Origin of the sequence: Sphingomonas xanthus, from assembly GCF_007998985.1 — a bacterium.
Taxonomy (GTDB): Bacteria; Pseudomonadota; Alphaproteobacteria; order Sphingomonadales; family Sphingomonadaceae; genus Sphingomicrobium; species Sphingomicrobium xanthum.
Genome location: NZ_CP041659.1, coordinates 1,817,269 through 1,841,654, shown reverse-complemented (window position 1 = coordinate 1,841,654; position 24,386 = coordinate 1,817,269). Strand labels below are relative to the sequence as shown.

The following is a 24,386-nucleotide window of genomic DNA, read 5'->3' as shown; positions in this document are numbered from 1 at the left end:
ATACCCCCGGCCAAGGGGATTTAACGACAAAGTGCAACAGCTGAGAGATGTTCTTGACCGGCCGATCGTGCTTGTCGGGCTAATGGGCGCCGGGAAGTCGACCGTGGGGCGCCGTCTGGCAAGGCGGCTTGGGCTGCCGTTCGTCGACAGCGACGCGGAGATCGAGGAAGCCGCGGGCGCAAGCGCGGCGGACGTATTCGAACTGTTTGGCGAAGCGGACTTTCGCGACGGCGAGCGGCGCCTGGTCGCTCGGCTAGTGGAAGGGGATGTGCGGGTCATCGCAACCGGGGGGGGCGCTTTCGTCGATCCGCGAACGCGCCAGCTGCTTAACGAGCGCGCGATCACGGTATGGCTCGATGCACCGATCGCAGTGCTGGCCGAGCGCACCGGACGCCGGGACACGCGTCCATTGCTTCGCAGCGGCGACCGAGCGGCAATCCTGACCCGCCTCGCCGACGAGCGCAGGTCATTCTACGCCGAGGCGCAGATCCATGTCCGCACTTGTGGCAGCGCGCACGCAGATGTCGTCGAACAGATCGTCGCCGCACTCCAAGACCGGCTGAACCGATGAAGGAAATTCGCATCCCGGGCCGCCGGCCCTATGAAGCGGTCATCGGGCCGGTGGAGGCGGGACTGGAACGGCTCACCGGTCGCGGTGCGCCCATCCTCGTCAGCGAACCCCGCCTGTTCGCGCTCCACGGAGTGCGCGTCGCCGAGGCGCTTGGCGCAGAGCCGTTGCTCGTGCCCGAAGGCGAAGCCGCCAAGGACTGGACCGTGCTTCATAACCTTTTGGCCGACTTCGCGCGCCTCGGTGCCAATCGCGACACGATCGTTGTCGCGCTTGGCGGCGGCAGCGTCGGCGACGTCGCCGGACTGGCCGCTTCGCTGTTCAAGCGCGGCTGCCCGGTCGTCCACGTGCCAACCACCCTTCTTGCCCAGGCCGACAGCGCAATCGGCGGCAAGACCGCGATCGATGCGTTTGGCGAAAAGAATGTGATCGGGAGCTTCCACGAACCCGCGCTGGTCATAGTCGATCCGGATTTTCTCGACACGCTCGACGCGCGGCAGCTCCTTTCGGGCTATGCCGAGATCGTCAAATATGGCCTCATCGACCAGCCCGGCTTTTTCGCCTGGTGCGAGGACAATGGCGGCGCCCTGCTCGCGGGTCATCGCGGCGCGCGCCAGCGGGCAATTGCACAGGCAATCGAGTCCAAGGCGCGGATCGTTGCGGGCGACCTTGAGGACCGCAGCGGCCAGCGCGCGCTTCTGAACCTCGGTCACAGCTTCGCCCATGCCATCGAGGCTGAGGCCGGACTAGGTCGGCTGCTGCATGGCGAGGCCGTTGCAATTGGCCTGGCTCTCGCGTTCAAATTTTCGGCAGCGATGGACCTTTGTCCCTTGGCCGATTGCCAGCGGGTCGCGTTCCACCTCAAGCGCGTCGGCCTGCCGACGCGGCTAGGCGATGTCGGCCTATCCGCAAGGTCGGGCGCGCTGGTCCAGCGCATGCTCAGCGACAAGAAGAACGTCGGCGGCGCGCTCCGGCTGGTGCTTGCGCACGGAATCGGCAAGACGTTCCTGCACCCCGGCATGGAGGCCGAGCGCCTGGCAGCTTTTCTCGCCCGCGAAGACTAGCCCGGTTCATCTGGAAGCGCGCGGTCGTGGCCGAACGAGCGCTCCAGTCCCGCCGCCAGGTCGCCGGTCGCGCTTTGCCGCTCCAGGCGCTCGCAGTCGCGCATCCGATATTCGCGCTCGACCCGGTCGACCTCTGCCGCCTCAATGCCGATCGCCTTCAATGCCTTTTTGCCCATCGTCACGGCGCTTTCGAACAGTTCGCGCTGGGAATGAGCAAGATCGAGCCCATCGAGCGAAATAAGGTGGCGCCGATCATAGGCGCGGACCATTACCGCCGCCTGCGGGAAGCTCTCAAGTACGGGTTGAAGCGTGCGGGTGCTGAGCGCCCCGTCCGCATTGTCGTTGCAGAATAATATGGCCCGGGCGCTGTCCGCCCCGGCGGTCCGAAGCAGGTCGAGCCTCAGCCCGTCGCCATAATAGACTTTGGTGCCGAAACGTCCCGACTGCTCGATCTGCTGCGGCTTCTTGTCGATCAAGGTGACCCCGACACCCTTGGCCATCAGCATCTGCGCCACGGTCTGGCCAAACCTTCCGTAACCGACCACGATGACACTCGTCTCCGGCGAATCCTCCGGCCCGGCCGGGGTCCCCCCGCTAGTGGCCGCGCGCTGCTCGAACCGGTCGGCCAGCCGCATCAGGAACGGGGTCGCCATCATCGACAGGGTGACCACCGCGCCGAACAGCGAGGCCGCTTCGGGAAGGATCAGCCGCGCCGACGCCGCGGCGGCGAACAGCACGAAGCCGAACTCGCCTGCCTGGCTCAGCAGCAGGCCAAGCCGGATGCTCGGCGCCCACCCGTTGCGAAACGCGCGCGCAAGCAGGGTGATGATCCCCGCCTTGATCACGATAACCGCGGCCGCAATCCCGAACACGAACAGCGGCCGGTTCGCGATCGTGCCGAGGTCGAGCAGCATTCCGACGGACAGGAAGAAAAGCCCGAGCAGGATCGAGCGAAACGGCTCGACGTCGCTTTCCAGTTCATGGCGGTAAGGCGATTCGGCTAGCATCACGCCCGCAACAAAGGCCCCCAGCGCGACCGACAGGCCGAGCGAATGCATCAGCGCCGCCGCGCCGACGACGGTGAACAGGCCGGCGACGACAAACAATTCCCGCTCGCCCTGTCGCCCGATCAGGCGGAATAGCGGGTTCAGGACCCAGCGGCCGGCTAGCACCAGCGCGACGATTGCGCCGACGGTATAGAGCGCCAGGGTCAGCCCGCTCGGGTCGCTGGGATCGGGGGGCACCCGCGACATGGCGGCGATGATCGTGATCAGGGGAACGATCGACAGGTCCTGGAACAGCAGCACCGAAAAAGCCCGCTCCCCTTTTTGGGTGTGCAAGTCGCCGCCCGAACGCAGCATCGGCATGACCTGCGCCGTCGAGGACAGGCCAAGTGACAGGCCGATTGCCAGGGCCGCCTCGGCGGTGATCCCGAGCGCCAGGTGGATGAACAGGCTCAATGCCAGCCCGCACAGCACGACCTGCGCCAGCCCGAGACCGAATATGTCCCTGCGCAGCCGCCACAGCCGGCTGGGATTTAGCTCCAGGCCAATGATGAACAGCAGTAGCGCGATGCCGATCTCAGATATGCTCGCCATATCCTCGGGATCGTCGACCAGGCTCAGCAGATGCGGTCCGATCAGCGCGCCGCCGACGATGTAACCCAGCGTCGCGCCAAGCCCGAGCTTGCGGAAAAAGAGCACGAACACCAAGGCCGTGCCCAGCATCACTGCACCACTTTCAAGCAGGAAACCGGTGGTTTCCGCTGCCTCGGCGGTGCCCGCGGCCATCAGCATCTCGGTCATCGTCGCTCCATCGCGGCCAGTAGCGCGCGGAACGGAAGCAATACCGCGCCGTGCCGGCCCTTGCGCCGCCGCACAGGTTCCAGGGCAGCTATTCCGGGCCAGCCGTCCCCAGCGGCGTCATCGCCGTCGAGCCAGGCTTCGATCACGCCGATTGCCGTTTCGATGTCCGTGCGCGTGCGGCCCTGTGCCGAGCGCCCCATCAGCGCCGCAGCCGCCTGGCCGAATGCACATGCTTCGACCGCCTGGGTCAGCGCGACGACTTGCCCTGCCCCATTGAGCTCGACCGCGACCCGCATCCGGCTGCCACAGGTCGGCGAGCGGGTCTCGGTGTCGCCGTTTAATTCGTCAAAGCCGCGCTGTCCGGGGATGTTCGCTGCCAGCCGCAAGATATCGCGGGTATAAAGGGGTGCAGTCATTCCCTGCGCCATGTGGTGCCGCCGGGTCCGTCCTCCAAGACGATCCCTCCGGCCTTCAGTGCGTCACGGATGCGGTCCGCCTCGGCAAAGTCCCGCCGCGCCTTGGCGTCGGTCCGCGCCGCGATTTGTGCCTCGACCTCGTCGCCATCGCCGTCGCCCCGGAACCAGGCGTCCCCGCTGTCACCGAGCAGTCCTAGCAGAGCCGCCGAGGCGCGTAGGTCCGCGGGCCTGTCAATCGCCGACAGGCGCGACAAGGCCAGAGGGGTATTAAGATCGTCGCCGAGCGCGTCGACCACGCCCGGGTCGACAGTGCCGGCTTCGGCATCGCCCGCTGCGCGATACAGCCGGTCAAGCGTCGCCTTGGACTGGGCGATGAGGCTTGCCGTCCACGGCAGCGGCTGGCGATAATGTGCAGACAGCAGCGCCAATCGCAGCGTCTCCCCGCGATGCTGCTTCAGCAGCGCCTCGGGCGTGACAACATTGCCAAGGCTCTTCGACATTTTCTCAGCGCCCATGTCGACGAAGCCATTATGCACCCAATAGCGTGCCAGCGGCGCCCCCCTATGGGCGCAGCGGCTCTGGGCAATCTCATTCTCGTGATGCGGGAAGATTAGGTCGAGGCCGCCGCCGTGGATGTCGATCGTTTCGCCGAGATGCGCGCGGATCATCGCCGAACATTCGATGTGCCATCCTGGCCGTCCCCTGCCCCAGGGACTGTCCCAGCCGATCACGCCTTCATCGCTCGGCTTCCACAACACGAAATCGGCCGGGTCGCGCTTGTAGGGCGCCACCTCGACCCGCGCGCCGGCAATCATCTGGTCGCGGTCGCGGCGGCTGAGCGCACCATAGTCGGGATCGCCGGGCACCGAGAAGAGTACATGGCCGTCGGCGACATAGGCATGGCCGAGCGCGACGAGTTCAGCGATCATCGCAACCATCGGGCCGATTTCCTGCGTCGCATGCGGCGCGATGGTGGGCGGCTCGACGCCAAGCGCGCCCATGTCCTTGAGGTAAAAGCCCTCGTAGCGGTGGGTGATTACCGATGCGTCGACGCCTTCCTCCCGCGCCGCGGCAATGATCTTGTCGTCGACGTCGGTGACGTTGCGGGCATAGACCAAGCTGTCTGCGCCATAATGATGACGGATCAGCCGCGCGAGCGTGTCGAACACGACCGCCGGCCGGGCGTTGCCGATATGGGCGCGGCCATAGACGGTCGGACCGCAGACATACATAGTGATGCGCCTGGGATCGGCGGGAACGAAGTCGCGCTTTTCCCGCGCCATCGTATCGTGGAGGCGGATCATGCCCCGCTCCCCGCGGTCCGCCGCGTTTCGACCCAGTCGACGACCGCGCGGCCCGTCGCGTTGAGCAGCGGATAGGTGCGGCTATCGGTCATCCATTGGGGACGGTCCGCTTCGCCGCCATAGACCATGTCGGTTGCAAGGTTCGCGATCAGGAAGAACAGCGTCGCGCCGATCAGCCCCTTAAGCATCCCAAACCCGCCGCCCAGCAGTCGGTCGATCGGCCCGAGCACCGAACGCCGGGCCCTGCCCCCGACCGCGCGGGCGAACAGCTTCACCGCGATATAGGCCGGCAGGAACAGGAGCGCGAAGGCCAGCACGCTTGCCCCCGTGTCGGTACCGACGCTTTCCACCAGCCGTTCGGCAAGCGGCCCGTGGAACAGTTTCAGCGTAGCAATGCCGGCGACCCAGGCGAGCAGCGACAGCAGTTCATGCGTCAGCCCGCGCACGAAGCCGACGAGCGCGGCGCCGCCCAGCAGCAAGATGACGAAGATATCGAGCCCGGTCATGTCGCCGGAGCGCTAGCGAATGCTGCGCTGTCGGGGAAGTAGGAAGCGGCGGAAAGATCGGCAGCCGGGCGGTCAATGGGGGGGCGGAATTTGAATGAAAGCGCCTTCGCCGCTAGCCTCAGCGGGCTACCGCGGCGATATCAGGGGCGCCGCGAAATCAGGGGGAAAACGCATGCTCCGTCTCATCAAGGCACTGCTCGTGCTGTTCATCGGCCTGCACGCTTTGATCTACGCCTTGCAGAATCTGGCAAATATCACCCAGGCCCATGCCGCGCTCGGCTATGTGCTTTCGGGGGTGGACCATCAGGTCTATCCTCGCACCCTGTTCTTCAACCTTTCCGACCCTGCCGTGCACTGGGCTGCGCTCGCGCTGGTCATCGCCGGTGAGGTCGCCATTGGTTTCTTCGGGTTCAAGGGCGCTTGGGACATGGTCGCAGCCAGAGGCGGCACAAAAGAAGAATTTCACCGGGCTAAACGCGCCGGGGTCTGGGCGGCGGCGATAGCCCTGCTGATCTGGTTCGGCTTTTTCATGACCTTTGGGGCCGCCTTCTTCCAGATGTGGCAGACCGAGGTTGGGGCTGGTTCCCTGGAAGGAGCCTTCTTCTACGCGATGGCCTCGGCGATCACCATGTTGTTCGTTTCCCTTACCGACGACTAGCCATCTGGCGGTGGCGTTTAGCGGGAACGCCTACCGTTCGAGGATCTGATCGACCAGCTCGCGCAGCTTGGCGAATTGAGTCAGCGATATCCCGCCCGGAGCCTCGGTCCCGCGCGGCGCCCAGCCTCGATCAAAGCCGAGCTTGGCTGCTTCCTTGAGGCGAAGCGCCGCATGGGCCACCGGCCGCACTTCACCGGACAGGGCAATTTCTCCCATGACCACAGCGTCCTGCGGCACCGGCCGTTCGCTGAGCGCCGAAACCAGCGCTGCCGCGACCGCCACGTCGGCGGCGGGGTCGCTTAGCCGATAGCCGCCGGCAACGTTCAGATAGACTTCCGACGTGGCGAAGCTGAGGCCGCACCGCGCCTCCAGCACCGCGAGAACCATCGCTAGGCGCCCGCTGTCCCAGCCGACCGCCGAGCGCCGAGGCGTTGCGCCGCTTGCCAACCGCACCACCAGCGCCTGGATCTCCACCAATACCGGGCGGGTACCCTCGAGGGCAGGGAAAACGCTCGTCCCGCTAACCGGCTCGCCGCGCTGAGTGAGAAACAGCGCGGAAGGATTGGGGACTTCGGCAAGTCCGGCACCTTCCATCGCGAAGACGCCAATCTCGTCGGTTCCGCCAAAACGGTTCTTGGCCGCGCGCAGGATCCGATATTGGTGACTGCGCTCCCCTTCGAAGCCCAGCACCGTGTCGACCATATGTTCAAGGACGCGCGGCCCGGCGATGGTGCCGTCCTTAGTGACATGGCCAACTAGCACGAGCGCGGTTCCGCGCTCCTTGGCAAAGCGGACCAGTTCCTGCGCGCTTGCCCGTACCTGGCTGACCGTCCCGGGCGCGCCCTCGATCAGATCGCTGTGCATTGTCTGGATGGAATCGATCACCAGCATTGCCGGCGGCTCGCCCTGGCCGATCGTGGTCAGGATGTCGCGGACCGATGTTGCCGCGGCCAGACGCACAGGCGCACCGCCAAGTCCCAGCCGGATCGCCCTTAGCCGGACCTGGTCGGCGGCTTCCTCGCCCGAGACATAGACCACTTCCCGCCCGGCCGAGGCGAGCTTGGCTGCGACCTGAAGGAGCAGGGTGGATTTGCCGATACCCGGATCGCCGCCCAGCAGCATCGCCGATCCCGGCACGATTCCACCGCCTACCGCCCGGTCGAACTCCTCGATCCCGGTCCGCATCCGTTCCGGCAGCGCGACAACGGAATCCAGGCCAACCAGCGCGATCGACCGGCCGCCACCCTGCAAATTGTGCCGGGCCGCGAACACAGTTTCCCCCGACGATTCCTGGACCAGCGTGTTCCATTCCGCGCAGTCCGGACATTGCCCCTGCCAGCGGTGCTGTTCGGACCCGCACGCCTGGCAGATATATCGGGTCTTGAGCTTGGCCATCGGCGAAGCAGGCTAGCGGAACGAAGCAGGAACGCAAGCGACATTTCCAGCGGCCGCACAATCGCTCGTCAACTTTCTCCGGAGACGCTATGAGCGCAGGTGGAGGGTGCGCATGGCCGACGTCTTCCTTTCTCACGCCAGGCCCAGTGCGGGCGCTGCGAAGCGTATTGCCGATCACCTGCGCGCGGCGGGTTATTCCGTCTGGTACGACGAAAGCCTCCCCGCGCACCGTCCCTTTTCCGACGTTATCGCCGAGCAGCTGGACCAGGCCCGCGCGGTGCTGGTCCTGTGGTCGAAGGCCGCTGCCGCTTCCCACTGGGTAAAGTCGGAGGCCAACCGCGGACTGGAGACCGGCCGGCTGGTCCAGCTCCGGCTCGATGACGTCCGGCTTCCCATGCCGTTCGACCAGATCCAATGTGCGGACCTTCGGCGCTGGCGCGGTGACCGAGGGGCGGCGGGGTGGCGGACCGTCATCGACAGCCTCGCAGCGCTGACCGGGAGCGCGCCGCCTCAGCCCGCGCCCGCAACTGGATCGCTCCTCGGCCGGCGTAACCTTCTGCTGGGCGGCGGCGCGCTGGCCGTCCTGGCTGGTGGTGCCTTCATCTGGAGAGATCAGGAGACCCGGCTATCGCCGGGGGCCGAGCTGCTTTTGCAAAAAGGCCTGGATGCGCTCCAGGCCAATGACGCGCTGGACCCCGAGGATGAAGGGAGCACTGCCCAAGCCATTGCGTTGCTGACCGAGGCAACGCGGCTGGCTCCCCAATCGGCAATTGCCTGGGGCGGCCTGGCGCTGGCGTATGCCGCGCGCCACCGGACTGCTTCGCTCGACGAGCGGTCCGGACTCGCGGCGCGCGGCCGGGCGGCCGCTCAATCGGCGCTGACACTGGATTCCAGTGAGCCCCGTGCGCTTGCGGCACTTCGCCTATTGTCGCCGGTCTATCGGCATTGGCGGACCGCGGAACAGGAGGCGCGGCGCGCACTGGCCAAGAAGCCCGATTTTCCGATCCTCCTCTTCATCCTGTCGGACATTTTGGGAAGCGTTGGCCGGTGGAAAGAGGCGACCGCCCTGTCCGACCGCCTCGACCGGACCAAGTCCCTGCTTCCCGGCGCCGAACGGAAAGCGATCATCAATCTTTGGTCCTCGGGGGATCTGCAGGCTGCCGACCGGGCGATCCGGGATGCCTCCGAGATGGCCCAAGCACCGCCAGATCTGGCGGACGCAGCTTTCCTACCTGCTCTACAGCGGGCGGCCCGGCGACGCGCTGAACTTGCTCGGCGATGCCGACCGTCGTCCGCTTGACGTGATGCCCGATCTTATCGTGGCGGCGACCGCGACCGCCAAAGCGCTTGCAGGCCAGGTCAACGTCGCGCGGGCCGTCGGGATCAACCTTGATTATCTTCGGTCCAATCCCGGCCGGGCGCTTTCGGTTGCCCAGGCCTGCGTAGCCCTTGGCGATGTGAGCAGCGCATTCGCGCTGTTGGACGGCTATTATTTCGGAGCAGGTCCGTGGGCCCCGGTTTCCCCACCGGCCGGCGATCCGGATCGGCAGACAGATGCCTTGTTTCAACCCCCCATGGCGGCGCTTTGGCGTGATCGACGCTTCGACCGGCTTCTGGCCCGCGTCGGGCTTACCCATTATTGGCAGCAATCGGCGACCCGGCCCGATTACCGTCGAGCGAACCTTGCCGTCTGACAGAGCGGAAAATCCCTGTCCTCACCGCAAGGCATTGGCTAGGCAGCGGCCATGACCGGTTTTGCACTCCTGCCCCCGCCCTTAACTGCGACCCCGCGCCAATGAATTGGCTTCCCGAACCGTTGCGGATCGCAGATTTTCGGGCATTCTGGCTCGCCCGGCTGACCACGACCATCGGCCAGATGGCAATGGTCATCGTCATCGGCTGGCAGGTCTACGACATCGCCCGCGAAACGATGGATATCCGCGCCGCGGCGTTTCAGCTCGGCCTGATCGGGCTTGTCCAGTTCGTGCCCCTGTTCCTGCTGACGCCGGTCAGCGGCTGGGCCGCAGACCGCTTCGACCGGCGTATCATCGCCCGCGCGGTGATCCTGCTCGAACTCTTCTGCGCGCTGATCCTACTCGTCGCGACCGCTGGCGGCTTCATTAGCCTGCCGATCCTTTTTTCCGTCGCCGCGCTGCTTGGCGTGGCCCGCGCCTTCGCCGGACCCGCGCTTGGCGCCATGGCCCCCAACCTCGTTCCCCGACAACTCCTTCCCAACGCGATCGCCCTGAGCTCTACAGCCTGGCAATCGGGCGCGATCATCGGACCGGCGATCGGCGGCATCCTATACGATGTGACGCCGCATTTTCCCTACGCGCTCAGCGCGGCCCTATTTGCCTTCTCGGCGCTGAGCCTGTTCACCATCGGTCCGCTTCCGCGCATCGTGCTCAGGCCCGGCCGCCCACTTCGCCAGATGATCGACGGACTTGCCTATGTGCGCGGCAATCGGCTGGTCCTTGGTGCAATTACGCTCGATCTGTTCGCGGTGCTGCTAGGCGGGGCAATCGCGATGCTGCCTCTTTATGCACGCGACATCCTGCATGTCGGAGCCGACGGCCTTGGCCCGTTGCGCGCCGCTCCGGCGCTCGGCGCGACGCTCACCGCCATCTTTTTCTCCTTCCGGCCGATCAAGACCGACGTTGGCGTGAAGATGCTGGTGGCGGTGGTGATCTTCGGCCTCGCCACGGCCGTCTTCGGCGCCTCGACCCACTATTTCCTGTCGCTTTCGATGCTTGCCCTATTGGGCGCGGCCGACATGTTCTCGGTCTATATCCGCCAGTCGCTAATCCAGCTGTATACTCCTGACGACATGCGCGGACGCGTCGCCGCAGCCTCGACGCTGGCGATCTCCGCCTCCAACGAGCTTGGCGAAACCCGTAGCGGCTTTACCGCTGCGCTGCTCGGCCCGGTCACGGCCACGGTGGCCGGAGGACTTGCGGCGGTGGCGGTAACCTTGACCTGGGCTTGGCTTTTCCCTGAACTTCGCCGCGCCCGCACCTTCGAAACGGTCGAGCCGCCACCGGAAAAGCCGCCGATCGTCAGTAGCGGGGTGTGATGCTTGCAACGATCCCGCCCAAGTCCGCATATGACCCTGCCCGGCAAGGAGATTGACGCATGAAAGCCGACACCATCCTTTCGACTATCGGCAATACGCCGCATATCCGAATCAACCGGTTGTTCGGCGACCGCGCCGAAGTCTGGATCAAGTCCGAGCGGTCCAACCCCGGAGGGTCGATCAAGGACCGAATTGCCCTCTCGATGGTCGAGGACGCGGAGCGCAGCGGCCGGCTCGCGCCGGACGGGGTGATCGTCGAGCCCACCAGCGGCAATACCGGCATCGGCCTTGCCATGGTCGCGGCGGTAAAGGGCTATCGCCTGATCCTCGTCATGCCTGACAGCATGTCGGTCGAACGGCGCCGGCTGATGCTCGCCTATGGCGCCGAATTCGCGCTAACCCCACGAGAAAAGGGGATGAAGGGAGCAATCGCCCGCGCGCAGGAAATCGTCGACGCGACGCCCGGTGCGTGGATGCCGCAACAATTCGACAATCCCGCCAACATCGACGTCCATGTGCGCACGACCGCCGAGGAAATCCTCGCCGATTTCGCCGATCGTCCGCTGGACGCGCTGATCACCGGCGTTGGCACCGGCGGCCACATCACGGGCTGCGCCCGGTCGCTGAAAAAGACTTGGCCAAACCTCAAGGTGTTCGCGGTCGAGCCGACCCTGTCGCCCGTCATATCGGGCGGCGATCCCGCACCGCACCCGATCCAGGGCATCGGCGCCGGGTTCATCCCCGTTAACCTCGACACTTCACTGCTCGACGGGGTGATCCAGGTCGCGCCCGACGAGGCCAAGGACATGGGCAGGCGCGCCGCGCGCGAAGAGGGGATGCTGGTCGGGATCTCGTCGGGCGCGACGCTAACCGCAATCGCCCGCAAGCTTCCGGAACTCGGGAAGAATTCCCGGGTGCTGGGTTTCAATTACGATACTGGCGAACGGTATCTGTCGGTGGCCGACTTCCTTCCCGAAGAAGATGCTTAACTGTCGCGCAACCCCGTTCGTTTGAGCCTACGTTAATTCTTTTCGCTTAGTTCCTTACGCGAAGGGGATTCGTGCAGGGATGGGCAGGACTCGGTTCGCAGGTCTGGACAAGGGTAAACAGAGGGTCAGGGCATCGGTGTGGGATGCGCTGACGTTCGACCTTCGCCACCCGGAAACCATCGACGACGAAAATCTCGCTACGCAGCGCGTGGCGATGTTCGACCTCGCCCCCGCGCTGATCGGCGCCACCCATATGCTATGGGGCCTGGCGTGCATCTTCATGCACCCGGAAGTCATGGTATTGCCGCTGTCGGTCAGCCCGCTACTACCGCTGGCTCTCGCCTTGGGCCTTGACCTTCTTGCATTCCTTGCGCTTCGCCTGCGCGACCGCCTCAACCTGCCGCCGCGGGTCATGGCCCGCCTCCTGTGCGGCTACATCGGAGTGGGGGGTGCGCTTTGGATGGCCTATGGCGCGGCGCTCGGCGCAACGCCGCATGATAATAGCCTTGCTATCGGCCTGGCATTCGGTGCCGGGCTGGGAGCGGCGACGATCATTTCGATCGCCTCGCCGCCGGTCACGATCGTCAATGCGCTGGTCGCCTTATTTGGCACGCTGCTCATTGCCCCAACGACAGAGTTGCTTGCCGGCGTGGCATTCCTGGCGGCGATCAATGTTGCCTACTCCATCGCCTCCGCCCAGACCGTCATCGCGAACAGCATGGAACGGCTGAAGCTGGATGCGCAGGCACGCAAGGCGCTGCACTTCGTCGACGAATTCGAGAACAGCGGGCGCGGCTGGTTCTGGGAAACCAATTCGCTCGGGACCCTCTCTTATGTGTCACAACAGCTGGCCGACGACTTCAAGCTCACACCGCAGGAATTGCTGGGCCGCCAGTTCACCGACCTGCTTTCCGTCGACAGCGGCAGCGCAGACAGCCTCCGCGGCGACCGGACGCTCGGCTTCCACCTGTCCGCCCGCTTCCCCTTCAGCGAAGTGATCGTCCGCGCGGCCAGCGACGAGGACGTCCACTGGTCGCTATCCGGAAACCCGGTATTCGATGAGCGCGGTCGCTTCCTCGGGTTTCGCGGCATCGGCACCGACCTTACCGAACAGCGTCGCTCCGAACAGGAAATCAGCCGCCTCGCCCGCTTCGATTCGCTTACCGGGCTGCCCAACCGTGCGCTGATGCGCCAAACGCTGGACGAGGCGCTGCGCAATGCCACCAACCGGCGCAAGGGCTGCTCGCTGTTTCTGATCGATCTCGACCGGTTCAAGAACGTCAACGACACCCTCGGTCACCCGATCGGGGATGCGCTGCTGCGCCAGGTCGGCGAGCGGCTGAAGTCGGTGATGGGCAACCATGGCCAGATCGGGCGGCTGGGCGGCGATGAATTCAAGGCGGTCCTTCCGGGCACGGTCGAAACCGGCTTACTCGAAAGTCTCGCCCGCACCCTGATCGAGCAGGTTTCACGCCCCTACAGCATCGAAGGCCACCGGGTGACGATCGGCGCGTCGGTGGGAATCGCGATCGGCGATCCTGGGCGAAGCTGCGCCGACAGCCTGATCCGCAACGCCGACCTCGCGCTCTACGCCGCCAAGGCCGCCGGGCGCGGCAAACATTGTTTCTACGAAGCTTCGATGCACAGCGAAGCAGCCGACCGCCAGCTACTGGAAAATGACCTTCGCCAGGCACTGGACCGCGGTGAAATGTGGGTTGCGTTCCAGCCGATCGTGCGGGTTGCCAGCGAAGAGATTTCCGGTTTCGAAGCGCTGGTCCGCTGGAATCACCCCACGCGCGGCGCAGTTTCTCCGGACAAGTTCATCAGCGTTGCCGAAGAATGCGGCATGATCGGCAAGATCGGCGAATATGTGCTCCGGACTGCGGTTGCCGAGGCCGCGCGCTGGCCCGATAATGTCCGCATTGCGGTCAACCTGTCACCGATTCAGTTCAATGATCCCAACATAGTCGACACCGTTGCCGCGGTGCTGGCAGAATATGACCTGATCCCATCCCGGCTCGAACTGGAAATCACCGAGGGCGTGTTCCTTGCCGACAGCGACATGACCGACAGCACCTTCGCCCGGCTTAAATCGCTCGGCGTGCGGCTCGCGCTCGACGATTTTGGAACGGGCTATTCGTCGCTCGGCTATCTGAAGAAAGCGCCGTTCGACAAAATCAAGATTGACCAGAGCTTCGTTCGCGGCGCCGCCTCGACCACCAGGCGCAACGGCGCAATCATCCGCGCGATCGTCACCCTGGCCGAAAGCCTTGGAATGGACACGACCGCCGAGGGCGTCGAGACCCACGACGACCTTTACCTAATCCGCGAACTGGGCGTCAGCCAGGTCCAGGGCTATATTTTCGGCAAGCCCCTGCCCGCCGCCGAAACCAAGGAGCTGGCCAACAGCACCCGGGTCGAGGCCGACGGTTTCCAGTGCATTCGTGAACCGCGCCACCGGCTAATGCGCCGCGCGATCGCCTCGATCGGCGGCCAGCCGTGCGAAATCCGGCTTCGCAACATCTCGGCGATGGGCGCGCTGGTCGAGTGCAGCCAGGCGGTCACGCCGGGCACGACCATGACCATCGACATCGTAGGCGTAGGTCCGGTCGTTGGGCTGGTGCGCTGGGCCCATGCCGGCAAGTTCGGCGTGCAATTCGACGAACAGTTCGATCTCGGCCGCCTTGCGCCAAAGCAGAAGCGCAGCAACGAAACGACCATGCTCCAGCCCTGGTATGTAACCAAGGCCAGCTAGCGGCTAGAAGGCTTCGACAGGAAGCGCCATCAGCGTATCCGCGCCGGCTTCGACCTTCTTGCGAAGCGTACCCGCCAACGGCAGTTCCCGCTCCGCGAAATAGCGGGCAGTGACCAGTTTGGCCTCGTGAAAGGCGGAATCCTCGCCGCCCTTCAGCCTAGCCGAGGCGCCGGCCATCTTGAGCCACATCCACCCCAGGCTGACCACGCCCATCAGCTGCATATAGGCGTAGGCCCCCGCGCCCGCATGGTTGGGATCGGCCATGCCATGCTGCGCAAGCCACATGGTCGAAGCCTGCAAATGCCCGAGCGCCTTTTCAAGCGGATCGGCGACGCCTGCCGGATCGCCGCCAGCCCGGGCGTCGGCAATGTCGCGGGCGACCAGTTCGAAGAAAGCGCGAACGCCGCGGCCGCCGTCCTTGGCAAGCTTGCGCCCGACCAGGTCCATCGCTTGAACGCCGTTGGTGCCCTCATAGATCTGCGCGATCCGGGCATCGCGGACAAATTGTTCGACGCCCCATTCGCGAATGTAACCATGGCCGCCGAACACTTGCTGGGCGTTGACGGCGGTTTCGAAACCACGATCGGTGAGATAGCCCTTGATGACCGGGGTCAGTAGCGAGATCAAATCGTCGGCCTGCTGCCGCTCCTCCTCAGTCTGCGCCTTGCGCGACAAGTCAACCTGCAGCGCGCCCCACAGGATCAGCGCGCGGGCGCCCTCGTTGAAGGCGCGTGCTTCCATCAGCATCCGGCGGACGTCGGGGTGCACGAAAAGATTGTCGGCCTTGGCCTCGGGGTCACGGTCATCGGGTTTGAGCGCCCGGCCTTGCCGCCGGTCTTTCGCATAGGCGACCGCATTCTGGTAGGCGACCTCGCCCTGCGCCAGCCCCTGCAATCCTACTCCAAGACGCGCGGCATTCATCATGATGAACATCGCGGCCAAGCCTTTTTCGGGCTCGCCGACCAGCCATCCCTTGGCGCCGTCATAGTTGAGCACGCAGGTCGAGTTGCCGTGAATGCCCATCTTATGTTCGATCGATCCGCAACTGACGCCGTTACGCTCGCCAAGCGAGCCGTCCGCGTTGACCAGGAACTTGGGCACGACAAACAGGGAGATGCCCTTCACATTGTCTGGAGCACCGCTGATCTTCGCGAGCACCAGGTGAATGATATTCTCGCTGAGGTCATGTTCGCCGGATGAGATGAAGATCTTGGTGCCGCTGATCGCATAGCTACCATCGTCATTGGGCTCGGCTTTGGTCTTGAGCAGGCCAAGATCGGTCCCGCAATGCGGTTCGGTCAGGTTCATCGTCCCCGTCCACTTGCCGGAGACCATGTTGGGGACATAGGTCGCCTTCTGCTCGTCCGACCCCTTGACCAGTAGCGAGGCGATCGCCCCTTGGGTCAGGCCGTTGTACATTTCGAAGCTGTGGTTGGAGGAGCCGAGATATTCGGCAATGGCCGTCGCGATCACCGAGGGAAGGCCCTGCCCGCCAAATTCCTGCGGCGCGTGAAGCGTGGTCCACCCGCCAGCGACGAACTGGTCCCAAGCCTCCTTGAACCCCGGCGGAGTCGTCACCGAACCATCGTCGTGGCGGATGCAGCCATGTTCGTCGCCGACCCGATTGAGCGGGGCCAGAACCTCTTCGCAGAAGCGCGCGCCTTCGGTCAGGATCGCCTCGACCAGGTCGGGGGTCGCCTCGGCGAAGCCCGGCAAATTGGCGTAATTCTGCACGCCGACGACATGATCGAGTACATATCGGGTATCGCGGACCGGTGCGCTGTAAACGGGCATGGTTCAGGCTTCCTTGCTGCCGCCCTTGAGAAGGGCGATGAACTCATTGAGTTCGGAAATGGTGGCATCGATGTCGATGCGCTGGCGCTCAAGCTTGTCGACTTGTTGCTGGCACCGCTCGATGGTCTTCAGCCGCTGCGTCTGGCGGCCATCGCCGACGTCGTAGAGGTCGAGCAGTTCCTTGATGTCGGCGAGGCTCAACCCGACCCGTTTGCCACGCAGGATCCAGGCCAGCCGGGCGCGGTCGCGGTCGGTGTAGAGACGCTGCGTCCCACGGCGTTCGGGCGCGATCAGCGCCTCATCCTCGTAGAATCGCAAGGCGCGGGCGGTGACGTCGAACTCGTCGCACAACTCACCGATCGAATAGTGGGTCTTTTGCTGGAGCATGACCCGGTTTTACTTTACGTTTCCGTAAAGGTCAACACAACGGATCGCCGGCCAGATCGGTGACCGCGTCAGGGGCGGACTTGGAGCTGGCGCCCGAACCCATGCGGCGGAACGTCCTGCCTTCGGCGCTGAGGCCGGGCCCGCAATAATAAGAACAGCTCTCCGGCGTCCCGATCGTCACGCCATCGGGGTTCTGGGTCAGCGGGAAGCGGCACTCCCCTTCCCCTTCTCCTTGGGGCACAAGCGCGAACTGGCCGCCGTCTGCCACGATGCTGCCCTTGGCCGAACAGTTCATGTCGCCTTTGCCGTAGGTAATAAAACCGCCCCGCTGCTCGCCAGGCTCGCCGGCGATGCACAGGGCGTCGCGGTCGACGCCCGCGAAAAGGCCGGCCGACATTGCCGGTTCGGGTTCGGACGAACAGGCGGCGGCGATAAGCAGGGCGGAGCAAAGGATCAGGCGCATTTTCCTACCATGCTTCAGCTTTGCTTAAGGCGAAAGGCGACAAATGCTCGGACCGCCCCTATATGGCCCCAACAGCCTCTTTGGAATCGCGCCGCCTCATGCTGACGACCAATCCGTTCGACGACGACAAGCTGCGCGAAGAGTGCGGCATTTTCGGGATATGGGGCGCGGAAAACGCTTCGAGCTTCGTAGCGCTCGGCCTGCATGCGCTGCAGCACCGCGGCCAGGAAGCTGCCGGGATCGTCAGCCATGACGGACTCAACTACCATGCGCACCGGGCGATGGGTCATGTCGCTGGCAATTTCGACCGCGACGACATCATTCGCAAATTGTCCGGCAAGGTCGCGATCGGCCATGTCCGCTATTCGACCACCGGCGAGACCGCGCTTCGCAATGTCCAACCGCTGTTCGCCGAGCTTGCCGAAGGCGGCTTCGCGGTTGCCCATAACGGCAATCTCAGCAACGCCATGACGCTGCGCGGCGCGCTCAACCGCCGCGGCTCGATCTTCCAGTCGACCAGCGACACCGAAGTCATCATCCACCTCGTCGCCACCTCGAGCTATTCGAGCCCGCTTGATCGGCTGACCGACGCGCTTGGGCAGGTCGAAGGGGCTTATTCGCTCCTGTGCCTCACCCCCGAAGGGCTGGTCGCCTGCCGCGACCCGCTCGGCATCAGGCCGCTGGTGATGGGCAAGCTTGGCGAAGCAACGATCTTCGCTTCAGAAACCGTCGCGCTGGACGTCATCGGCGCATCCTATTTGCGCGATGTCGAGCCGGGCGAACTAGTCATCGTCAATGAAGGCGGTATTCGCAGCTTTCGCCCGTTCGCCAAGGCCACCCCCCGCCCCTGCATCTTCGAACATGTCTATTTCGCCCGGCCGGACAGCATCGTCGACGGGACGTCGGTCTATGAGGTTCGCAAGAAGATCGGCGCCGAACTGGCCCGCGAAGCGCTGGTCGAGGCCGACCTTGTCGTTCCTGTCCCCGACAGCGGCGTGCCCGCCGCGCTCGGCTACAGCCAGGCATCGGGCATGCCTTTCGAACTGGGCATCATCCGTTCGCACTATGTCGGCCGGACCTTCATCCAGCCCAGCCAGGACGTCCGCCACCTTGGCGTCAAGCTGAAGCACAATGCCAATGCCGCGCTGATCCAAGGGAAGCGAGTGGTGCTGGTCGACGACAGCATCGTTCGCGGCACGACCAGCGTGAAAATCGTCCAGATGATGCGCGATGCCGGGGCGCGCGAAGTGCATATGCGGATCGCCTCGCCGCCGACCAAGTTCAGCTGCTTTTACGGAGTCGACACGCCCGAGCGGTCGAAACTGATCGCCAGCCAGATGAATGTCGAGAAAATTGCCCGATACATCAACGCTGACAGCCTGGCCTTCATCTCGATCGACGGCCTGTATCGCGCGCTGGGCGACCAGCGTAACGCGACCGCGCCACAGCGCTGCGATGCCTGCTTTACCGGTGAATATCCGACCACGCTTACGGATTGCGATGTCGATGGCAAACCCAAGCCGCTGTCGCTAGTCGCCACTCGCTAAAGGACTTCCATGACCGATACCAATCCGTTCGAGGGCAAGCTTGCGCTCGTCACCGGAGCCAGCCGCGGCATCGGCGCCGCGACCGCTGAGGCGCTGGCCGCCGCCGGTGCGCATGTCATCCTCACCGCGCGGGGCGCTCCGGCCCTCGAAAAGGTGGAGGAGCGGATCCATGCCGCGGGCGGCAATGCGACGATCGCCCCACTCGACCTTGGAGACCGGGACAATATCCAGAAGCTTGCCTTGGCCGTGGCCGAGCGTTGGGGAAGTCTCGACATCCTAGTGCTCAACGCAGCGATGCTGGGATCGCTTTCGCCGGTCGAGCATCTCGATCCGAAAGAGCTGGAGAAGCTATTCTCGCTCAATGTGCTGGCCAACCAGGCGCTGATCGCTGCCTTCGACCCGCTGCTGCGCCGCGCTGAAAGAGCGGAGATCATCGGCATAACCTCCTCGGTGGGCGCCGAACCGCGGGCTTTCTGGGGCGGCTACGGCGCCTCCAAGGCGGCGTTTGATACGATGCTGGGCGCTTACGCCGATGAAACCGAACATGCCGGGCGGATGCGGGTGCAGATCGTCGATCCCGGCGCGACCCGGACAAGAATGCGCCAACTCGCTTTTCCGGGCGAGGAGCCGGAAAGCCTGAAGGGCCCCGAAGCTGTCGCCGACGCGATCGTCGAGCGGTTGCTAGGCGACGCGCGGACCGGGTCGCGTCACCGCGTCGACGCCTGAGCCTTTCGAAGGGTGACATGCGCGACGTCGATGCCGGCGCCGCGAAAGCCCCCCTCGCAATACATGAGATAATAGCGCCACAGGCGATGAAAATGCTCGCCGAACTCGTCGAGCTGGCCGTCGTGGACCGCAGCGTCGTAGCGCTCGCGCCACTGTCTCAACGTCTCGGCATAGTCGAGGCCGAAGCCCTGCCGATCTTCCCAGCTTAGGCTTCGCTCGGCCGCGAGCGCCGCGAAGCTGGGTTCATCGACCAGCATGCCGCCCGGGAAGATATAGGCCTGGATGAAATCGACGCTTCGCGAATATTCTGCGAACAGGCCGTGGTCGATGCTGATGAACTGCAGTGCTGCGCGCCCGCCTATATTGAGATTGCGCTCGATGCAGTCGAAATAAGCAGGCCACCAGCGCTGCCCCACGGCCTCGGCCATTTCGACCGAGACAATGGCATCGAACCGCTCGTCGACGTCACGATAATCCTGCAGGCGAATGTCGACCTGCGCGGATAAATTGGCATCGGCAATATTTGTATCCGCCCAATTTTTCTGTTCCGCAGACAAGGTCAGGCCAACGACGGTTGCACCGCGTCTCGCAGCCTCGATCGCCAACGTTCCCCAGCCGCAGCCAATCTCCAGCAGGCGATCGCCCGGCTTGATCTCGAGCCGGTCGAGCAACGCGCCGATCTTGCGGTGTTGGGCCTGTTCCAGCGTGTCGCCTGGTGCAAACCGCGCCGAGGAATAGGTCATGCTCGGGTCGAGCCATGCGGCATAGAAATCATTGCCCAGGTCATAATGGGCGGCGATGTTGGCCCGGGCCCTGGCCCGGTCATTGTCGCGCCAGGCATGCAGCAGCCGGTTGAATAGCCGCGCGGGCCCCTTGGCCCGCGCCGCATCGCCGAGTGAGGCGGCGTTGGCCATGAACAGCGCGAACAAAGGCACCGGGTCGGGCGAGGTCCATTCGCCCTTTTCCCATGCGCGATACCAGCCGACCGACCCAGAGGTCGCCAGCCGGACCAAGGCGGTCCATTTCTTGAGGTGGACCACCGCGACCGGGCCATCGCCGTGGAAACCGATGTCCCGGCGGCGCCCGTCGGGCAGCGTGCCGCGGATCCCGCCAAGCTTCAGCCGATCGTGCAGCGCGTCGAGAATACGCGCGAATGCGGGTGCGAGCAGGCGGCCGATCAGCCCCGTTCCGCTTGCGAAAAGTCCTCCTGAACGGACGAGATGGTTGCCCCGCGAAGCCATGATGGCCTGCTATTTACGGCGAAAAAGCCTTTGGCAAGCATCGCCGGGCCGCCAATTGCGTTCGGCCTGACGCCCTGAGGCCCACCGCTCACCGTAAACCCGTGCTGGTAACGGTAAACGAGGGTTGGCGGGGCGGACTCGATGGTGAAACTTGTATCGCAATTGCCGCGTTAGGCCGGTGCTTTACAACATATGGGAAATTTCAATGCGTGGATTTATGTTGGCCATCGCTGCCGCTTCATTGGCCGTACCGACGATACCGGCAGCCGCGGTGGCCCATAGCGGCGGCTATTATAAGGGAAAGGTTTGGAAGGACAGCCGCGGCCGCCTGCGCTGCAAGCGTCCTAACGGCACCACCGGCCTGATCGTCGGCGCCGCCGGCGGCGCGCTCCTCGGTCGCGCAATCGACACCCGCGGCGAGCGCGCGACGGGCACGATCATTGGCGCCGCCGCCGGTGCGCTGGTCGGGCGCGAGATCGAGCGCAGCCGGGTGCGTTGCCGCTAAAAAATCGAGACAAGTTCGGCCGGCGCCTACCCCCACCCCCCTGATCGGGCGCCGGCCACCCTGCTTCCAACACGCGACGGGCGTCGTATTGCTGTGTTGACGCAATAATACACCTGTGCCACCTTCCCGTGAAAGGGGAGGTATGTTTCATGTACAGCCAGAATGACTTGGACGAAGCGGTTGCGGCCGGCGCCATCAGCGCCGATTCGGCGACCGCGCTTCGAGACTTTATCGACACCCAGCGCGCATTGCCCGCGGTCGATGAGGAACATTTTCGGTTAATCACTGGCTTCAACGACATCTTCGTCGCCATCGCGTCCGCCATCCTGCTGTTCGCGATAGGCTGGATCGGTCAGTCGATCGGCCAGGCACTGGGCTTCGTCATCGATAGTGACGGCCCAAGCCCGCTTGCGCCCGCCGCGATTGCTGCGACGGCTTGGGCTCTCGCACTGTTCTTCACGGCCAAGCGGCGCATGGCGCTGCCGTCGATCATGCTACTACTGGCCTTCGTCGGCGGGGTGTTCACCGCGACCGGTTTCGCGATGGTCGTTGGGATTGGCGATCCGCCGTCGGACCAGGATTTCATTTACCCCGGCATAGTCGCCTCGGTGTCCGGCGCGGTCGCGGCCGCAGCCGCCTGGCTTCACTGGAAACGCTTCCGAGTCCCAATCACCGTGGCGACCGGTGCGGCGGCTGTAGCGGCCATCGCCATCGGCGTCCTGGTCGCGATCCTGGGCGATCTGCAGGGACGCGAGGACGCCATCCTTGGCTTCGTGCTGCTTCTCGGCGGTGCCGTTTTCATGTTTGCGATGCGCTGGGACGCGAGCGATCCAGCGCGCGTTACCCGCCGTTCGGATGTGGCCTTCTGGCTCCACCTCCTGGCGGCGCCGATGATCGTCCACCCTGTTTTCACCCTTTTGGGGCTCAACGACGGCAATGCGACGATCGGCGAAGGACTGGTGGTTGTCGGCCTTTATGTCGTGCTGGGCATTACCGCGCTGGCAATCGACCGCCGCGCGCTGCTCGTGTCGGCGCTGGCCTATGTGCTCTACGCGCTAAGCGAGCTGTTCAACCAACTCGGCGCGGTCGAACTCAACATTGCACTGACAGCACTTGTAATCGGTTCCGCGCTACTGCTGCTCTCTGCCTTCTGGCACCAAGCCCGCACGCTGGTCGTCAGCAAGCTACCGGCAACTCTGCAGGGTCGGCTTCCGCACCTCGAACGGATGATCAATCCCGCACCAGCCGCATGAGGCGCCGCTCGAGCGGGGCCAGGACCCCCGGGAGTTCATGGCCCCGCTTGAGCACCAATCCCTGTTCGGAGACCAGCGCAAACGCCCCCTGCTTCGCCTGGAGCCGGGGGCGTTTTTCTATCCGCACCTCCGGATTTTCCGCGCTCCGGCGGAAAGCGGCGAACACCGCGACGTCGGGGCCGAACCACAGACCATAGTCACGCCAATGGCCAGCGGCGACCATGCGGCCGTAAAGGTCGAGGATCCGTTGCAGCTCAAGCCGGTCAAAGGTCGCTATCGTACGCCGGTCCCGCGGGTGCGGAAACGGCGTGATAACGCTCAAGCGCTTTTGGCCTTGGGCTTGGGCTGGCTGAGCGCGCGAAGCTCGGCGATTTCGCGGCGCAGCACCTCGATCTCGTCTTCCAGCTCAGTGAACCGCACCCGGCCAGGATCGCATTCCTCGCCGCAGGGCGTTCCATAAGGAACGAACCCCGGACTATAATTCACCGTGTCGATCGGCACCGGCCTGGCTGGAATCCCGACCATCGTGCTGCCGGGTTCGACGTCCTTCGTGACCACGGCATTGGCCCCGACCTTGGCGCCTTCGCCGACTTCAATGGGCCCAAGCACCTGCGCGCCCGACCCGATGACAACCCGCGAGCAGATCGTCGGATGACGCTTGCCGGCGACTCCGGTCGACGGATTGGTCCCGCCCAGCGTGACATTCTGGTAGATGGTCACATCGTCGCCGATCTCGGCAGTTTCGCCGATGACCGTGAAACCATGATCGATGAAAAACCTTTCGCCGATCTTCGCGCCGGGGTGGATATCGATCGCCGTCAACGCCCGCGACAGATGGTTGACGAACCGGGCGAGGAAAAACAGCCCGCCCCCGTACAGCCAGTGCGCGACGCGGTGCAGGCCCAGCGCCAGCACGCCCGGATACAATAATATCTCCCAGCGGGACCGGGCCGCGGGATCCCGCGCCTTGACGGACTCCAGATATGCGATCAGCGACGAAGCCAAGCGGTCGAACCTTTAGTCATTGGACTCCCAATTTAAGGCGTCCAGGCCAGGTTGAAAAGGTTCATGCGCAACGGGCGCATGATGGAATAGCTTGCCGTCGCGCGCGCTCTCCGGCAATCACCGCCGTTCAACAGGGTGGAGACAGGGTATTTTCACCGAATTGCTGGCTGATCCGGCGACCCTCCTCCCGTTCATCCTCATCGGCTTCGCTGCACAGATGGTCGATGGCGCGCTGGGCATGGCGTTCGGCCAGATCTCCTCGACCCTGCTGATTACCTTGGGCGTCCCGCCCGCCGCCGCTTCGGCCGGCGTGCACACCGCCGAAACCTTCACCACCGCCGTATCCGGGATCAGCCATGTCGCGCACCGCAACGTCGACTGGCGCCTATTCTTCCGCATCGTCATCCCGGGCGTCATCGGCGGCATCGCGGGCGCTTATCTGCTCACCCAGGTCGACGCTGCGGCGGCCAAGCCCTTCGTCCTCTTCTACCTGGCATCGCTCGGCGCCTATCTGCTTTATCGCGGCGCGATGCATAAACATACCGAGCGACGTCCGCGGGTAGTCGCACCCTTGGGGGCCGCGGGCGGCTTCCTCGATGCGGCGGGCGGTGGCGGCTGGGGCGCGATCGTCACTTCCAACCTGCTGGTCCAGGGCAGCAACCCGCGCAAGACCATCGGCACGGTCAACACCGCCGAATTCTTCCTGACGGTGACCATTTCGGCGACCTTCATCATCGCGCTGGGGTGGGAAGCCTTTACCACCGCGACGATGGGCCTGCTGATAGGCGGCGTGATCGCCGCACCGTTCGGCGCGATGTTCGCCAAGCGGGTCCAGCCGGACCTGCTGCTGGCCTTTGTCGGCGCAATACTGACGCTGACAAGCGGGTTCGCCCTGGTCCGTGCCCTGATCTAGATTTATCCGGCCTGTCCGA

Annotated in this window: 24 protein-coding genes; 13 read left to right on the top strand and 11 right to left on the bottom strand. The window is 64.7% G+C overall.

Annotated elements, in window-relative coordinates; genetic code table 11:
- Window positions 1-31: 31 nt before the first annotated feature.
- Window positions 32-571 (top strand): shikimate kinase, encoded by a 540-nt coding sequence (locus tag FMM02_RS09260; RefSeq protein ID WP_147494569.1) that lies wholly within the window; start codon window positions 32-34, stop codon window positions 569-571.
- On the top strand, window positions 568-1,632 hold the full coding sequence (locus FMM02_RS09255; RefSeq protein ID WP_147494568.1) for a 3-dehydroquinate synthase family protein: 1,065 nt from the start codon (window positions 568-570) through the stop codon (window positions 1,630-1,632). Before FMM02_RS09260 ends, FMM02_RS09255 begins: the two co-directional genes overlap by 4 nt.
- On the opposite strand, the gene FMM02_RS09250 is transcribed toward FMM02_RS09255, so the two are convergent.
- From FMM02_RS09250 to FMM02_RS09235, 4 genes are read right to left on the bottom strand one after another with little or no spacing between them, the layout of a single operon-like run.
- Window positions 1,629-3,437, bottom strand: coding sequence for a monovalent cation:proton antiporter-2 (CPA2) family protein (locus FMM02_RS09250; RefSeq protein ID WP_246104764.1), 1,809 nt, complete (start codon window positions 3,435-3,437; stop codon window positions 1,629-1,631). The genes FMM02_RS09255 and FMM02_RS09250 overlap by 4 nt on opposite strands.
- Window positions 3,434-3,853: an iron-sulfur cluster assembly scaffold protein gene (locus FMM02_RS09245; protein ID WP_147494567.1), complete on the bottom strand. Its 420-nt coding sequence runs from the start codon at window positions 3,851-3,853 to the stop codon at window positions 3,434-3,436. Before FMM02_RS09245 ends, FMM02_RS09250 begins: the two co-directional genes overlap by 4 nt.
- Window positions 3,850-5,157 (bottom strand): cysteine--tRNA ligase, encoded by a 1,308-nt coding sequence (gene cysS, locus FMM02_RS09240; protein WP_147494566.1) that lies wholly within the window; start codon window positions 5,155-5,157, stop codon window positions 3,850-3,852. Before cysS ends, FMM02_RS09245 begins: the two co-directional genes overlap by 4 nt.
- Window positions 5,154-5,663 (bottom strand): CvpA family protein, encoded by a 510-nt coding sequence (locus FMM02_RS09235; protein WP_147494565.1) that lies wholly within the window; start codon window positions 5,661-5,663, stop codon window positions 5,154-5,156. Before FMM02_RS09235 ends, cysS begins: the two co-directional genes overlap by 4 nt.
- Before the next feature lie 94 nt (window positions 5,664-5,757).
- On the opposite strand from FMM02_RS09235, the gene FMM02_RS09230 reads away from it, so the two are divergent.
- A complete protein-coding gene (locus tag FMM02_RS09230; protein WP_147494564.1) occupies window positions 5,758-6,321 on the top strand; it encodes a DUF2165 family protein in 564 nt (187 codons plus the stop codon).
- A gap of 30 nt (window positions 6,322-6,351) precedes the next feature.
- Here FMM02_RS09230 and radA read toward each other — a convergent pair whose 3' ends face one another.
- Window positions 6,352-7,716, bottom strand: coding sequence for a DNA repair protein RadA (radA, locus tag FMM02_RS09225; RefSeq protein WP_147494563.1), 1,365 nt, complete (start codon window positions 7,714-7,716; stop codon window positions 6,352-6,354).
- Window positions 7,717-7,828: 112 nt separating this feature from the next.
- Between radA and FMM02_RS09220 the strand changes: the two genes are divergently transcribed.
- The 5 genes from FMM02_RS09220 to FMM02_RS09200 all read left to right on the top strand — a co-directional run bounded on the left by FMM02_RS09220 (window position 7,829) and on the right by FMM02_RS09200 (window position 14,533).
- Window positions 7,829-9,016, top strand: coding sequence for a TIR domain-containing protein (locus FMM02_RS09220; protein ID WP_147494562.1), 1,188 nt, complete (start codon window positions 7,829-7,831; stop codon window positions 9,014-9,016).
- A 4-nt stretch (window positions 9,017-9,020) separates the two neighbouring features.
- A complete protein-coding gene (locus FMM02_RS09215) occupies window positions 9,021-9,410 on the top strand; it encodes a hypothetical protein (RefSeq protein ID WP_147494561.1) in 390 nt (129 codons plus the stop codon).
- A 101-nt stretch (window positions 9,411-9,511) separates the two neighbouring features.
- Window positions 9,512-10,789, top strand: coding sequence for an MFS transporter (locus tag FMM02_RS09210; RefSeq protein ID WP_147494560.1), 1,278 nt, complete (start codon window positions 9,512-9,514; stop codon window positions 10,787-10,789).
- A gap of 59 nt (window positions 10,790-10,848) precedes the next feature.
- Window positions 10,849-11,778, top strand: a complete 930-nt coding sequence (gene cysK / locus FMM02_RS09205) for a cysteine synthase A (RefSeq protein ID WP_147494559.1) — start codon at window positions 10,849-10,851, stop codon at window positions 11,776-11,778.
- A gap of 79 nt (window positions 11,779-11,857) precedes the next feature.
- Window positions 11,858-14,533, top strand: coding sequence for a putative bifunctional diguanylate cyclase/phosphodiesterase (locus FMM02_RS09200; protein ID WP_147494558.1), 2,676 nt, complete (start codon window positions 11,858-11,860; stop codon window positions 14,531-14,533).
- A 3-nt stretch (window positions 14,534-14,536) separates the two neighbouring features.
- Here the strand turns inward: FMM02_RS09200 and FMM02_RS09195 are convergent, their stop codons facing one another.
- The 3 genes from FMM02_RS09195 to FMM02_RS09185 are packed head-to-tail and all read right to left on the bottom strand — an operon-like array spanning window position 14,537 to window position 17,177.
- Entirely contained in the window at window positions 14,537-16,327 is a 1,791-nt protein-coding gene (locus FMM02_RS09195) for an acyl-CoA dehydrogenase C-terminal domain-containing protein (protein ID WP_147494557.1), read from the bottom strand.
- A gap of 3 nt (window positions 16,328-16,330) precedes the next feature.
- Complete coding sequence (locus tag FMM02_RS09190) at window positions 16,331-16,714, bottom strand: MerR family transcriptional regulator (protein ID WP_147494556.1); 384 nt, start codon at window positions 16,712-16,714, stop codon at window positions 16,331-16,333.
- Window positions 16,715-16,745: 31 nt separating this feature from the next.
- Entirely contained in the window at window positions 16,746-17,177 is a 432-nt protein-coding gene (locus FMM02_RS09185) for a hypothetical protein (RefSeq protein WP_147494555.1), read from the bottom strand.
- A 98-nt stretch (window positions 17,178-17,275) separates the two neighbouring features.
- Here FMM02_RS09185 and purF point away from each other — a divergent pair, with 98 nt between their 5' ends.
- Entirely contained in the window at window positions 17,276-18,724 is a 1,449-nt protein-coding gene (purF, locus tag FMM02_RS09180) for an amidophosphoribosyltransferase (protein WP_147494554.1), read from the top strand.
- A 9-nt stretch (window positions 18,725-18,733) separates the two neighbouring features.
- Complete coding sequence (locus tag FMM02_RS09175; protein ID WP_147494553.1) at window positions 18,734-19,450, top strand: SDR family NAD(P)-dependent oxidoreductase; 717 nt, start codon at window positions 18,734-18,736, stop codon at window positions 19,448-19,450.
- Here FMM02_RS09175 and FMM02_RS09170 read toward each other — a convergent pair.
- Window positions 19,432-20,691 carry an SAM-dependent methyltransferase gene (locus FMM02_RS09170; RefSeq protein WP_147494552.1) on the bottom strand — a complete coding sequence of 420 codons (1,260 nt, stop codon included), beginning with the start codon at window positions 20,689-20,691 and terminating at the stop codon, window positions 19,432-19,434. The two genes, FMM02_RS09175 and FMM02_RS09170, sit on opposite strands and share 19 nt — an antisense overlap.
- Before the next feature lie 217 nt (window positions 20,692-20,908).
- On the opposite strand from FMM02_RS09170, the gene FMM02_RS09165 reads away from it, so the two are divergent.
- A complete protein-coding gene (locus tag FMM02_RS09165) occupies window positions 20,909-21,196 on the top strand; it encodes a glycine zipper 2TM domain-containing protein (RefSeq protein WP_425473615.1) in 288 nt (95 codons plus the stop codon).
- A 149-nt stretch (window positions 21,197-21,345) separates the two neighbouring features.
- Entirely contained in the window at window positions 21,346-22,449 is a 1,104-nt protein-coding gene (locus FMM02_RS09160; protein ID WP_147494550.1) for a hypothetical protein, read from the top strand.
- On the opposite strand, the gene FMM02_RS09155 is transcribed toward FMM02_RS09160, so the two are convergent.
- Together FMM02_RS09155 and epsC are read right to left on the bottom strand one after the other, a co-directional pair.
- The gene (locus FMM02_RS09155; RefSeq protein ID WP_147494549.1) at window positions 22,427-22,771 is read right to left on the bottom strand and encodes a DUF2794 domain-containing protein; all 345 of its coding nucleotides are present in this window, start codon (window positions 22,769-22,771) and stop codon (window positions 22,427-22,429) included. The genes FMM02_RS09160 and FMM02_RS09155 overlap by 23 nt on opposite strands.
- Window positions 22,768-23,454, bottom strand: coding sequence for a serine O-acetyltransferase EpsC (gene epsC / locus FMM02_RS09150; RefSeq protein WP_147494548.1), 687 nt, complete (start codon window positions 23,452-23,454; stop codon window positions 22,768-22,770). The genes FMM02_RS09155 and epsC overlap by 4 nt, the downstream gene beginning before the upstream one ends.
- 148 nt (window positions 23,455-23,602) lie before the next feature.
- Here epsC and FMM02_RS09145 point away from each other — a divergent pair, with 148 nt between their 5' ends.
- The gene (locus FMM02_RS09145; RefSeq protein ID WP_147495051.1) at window positions 23,603-24,367 is read left to right on the top strand and encodes a sulfite exporter TauE/SafE family protein; all 765 of its coding nucleotides are present in this window, start codon (window positions 23,603-23,605) and stop codon (window positions 24,365-24,367) included.
- Window positions 24,368-24,386 lie beyond the last annotated feature (19 nt).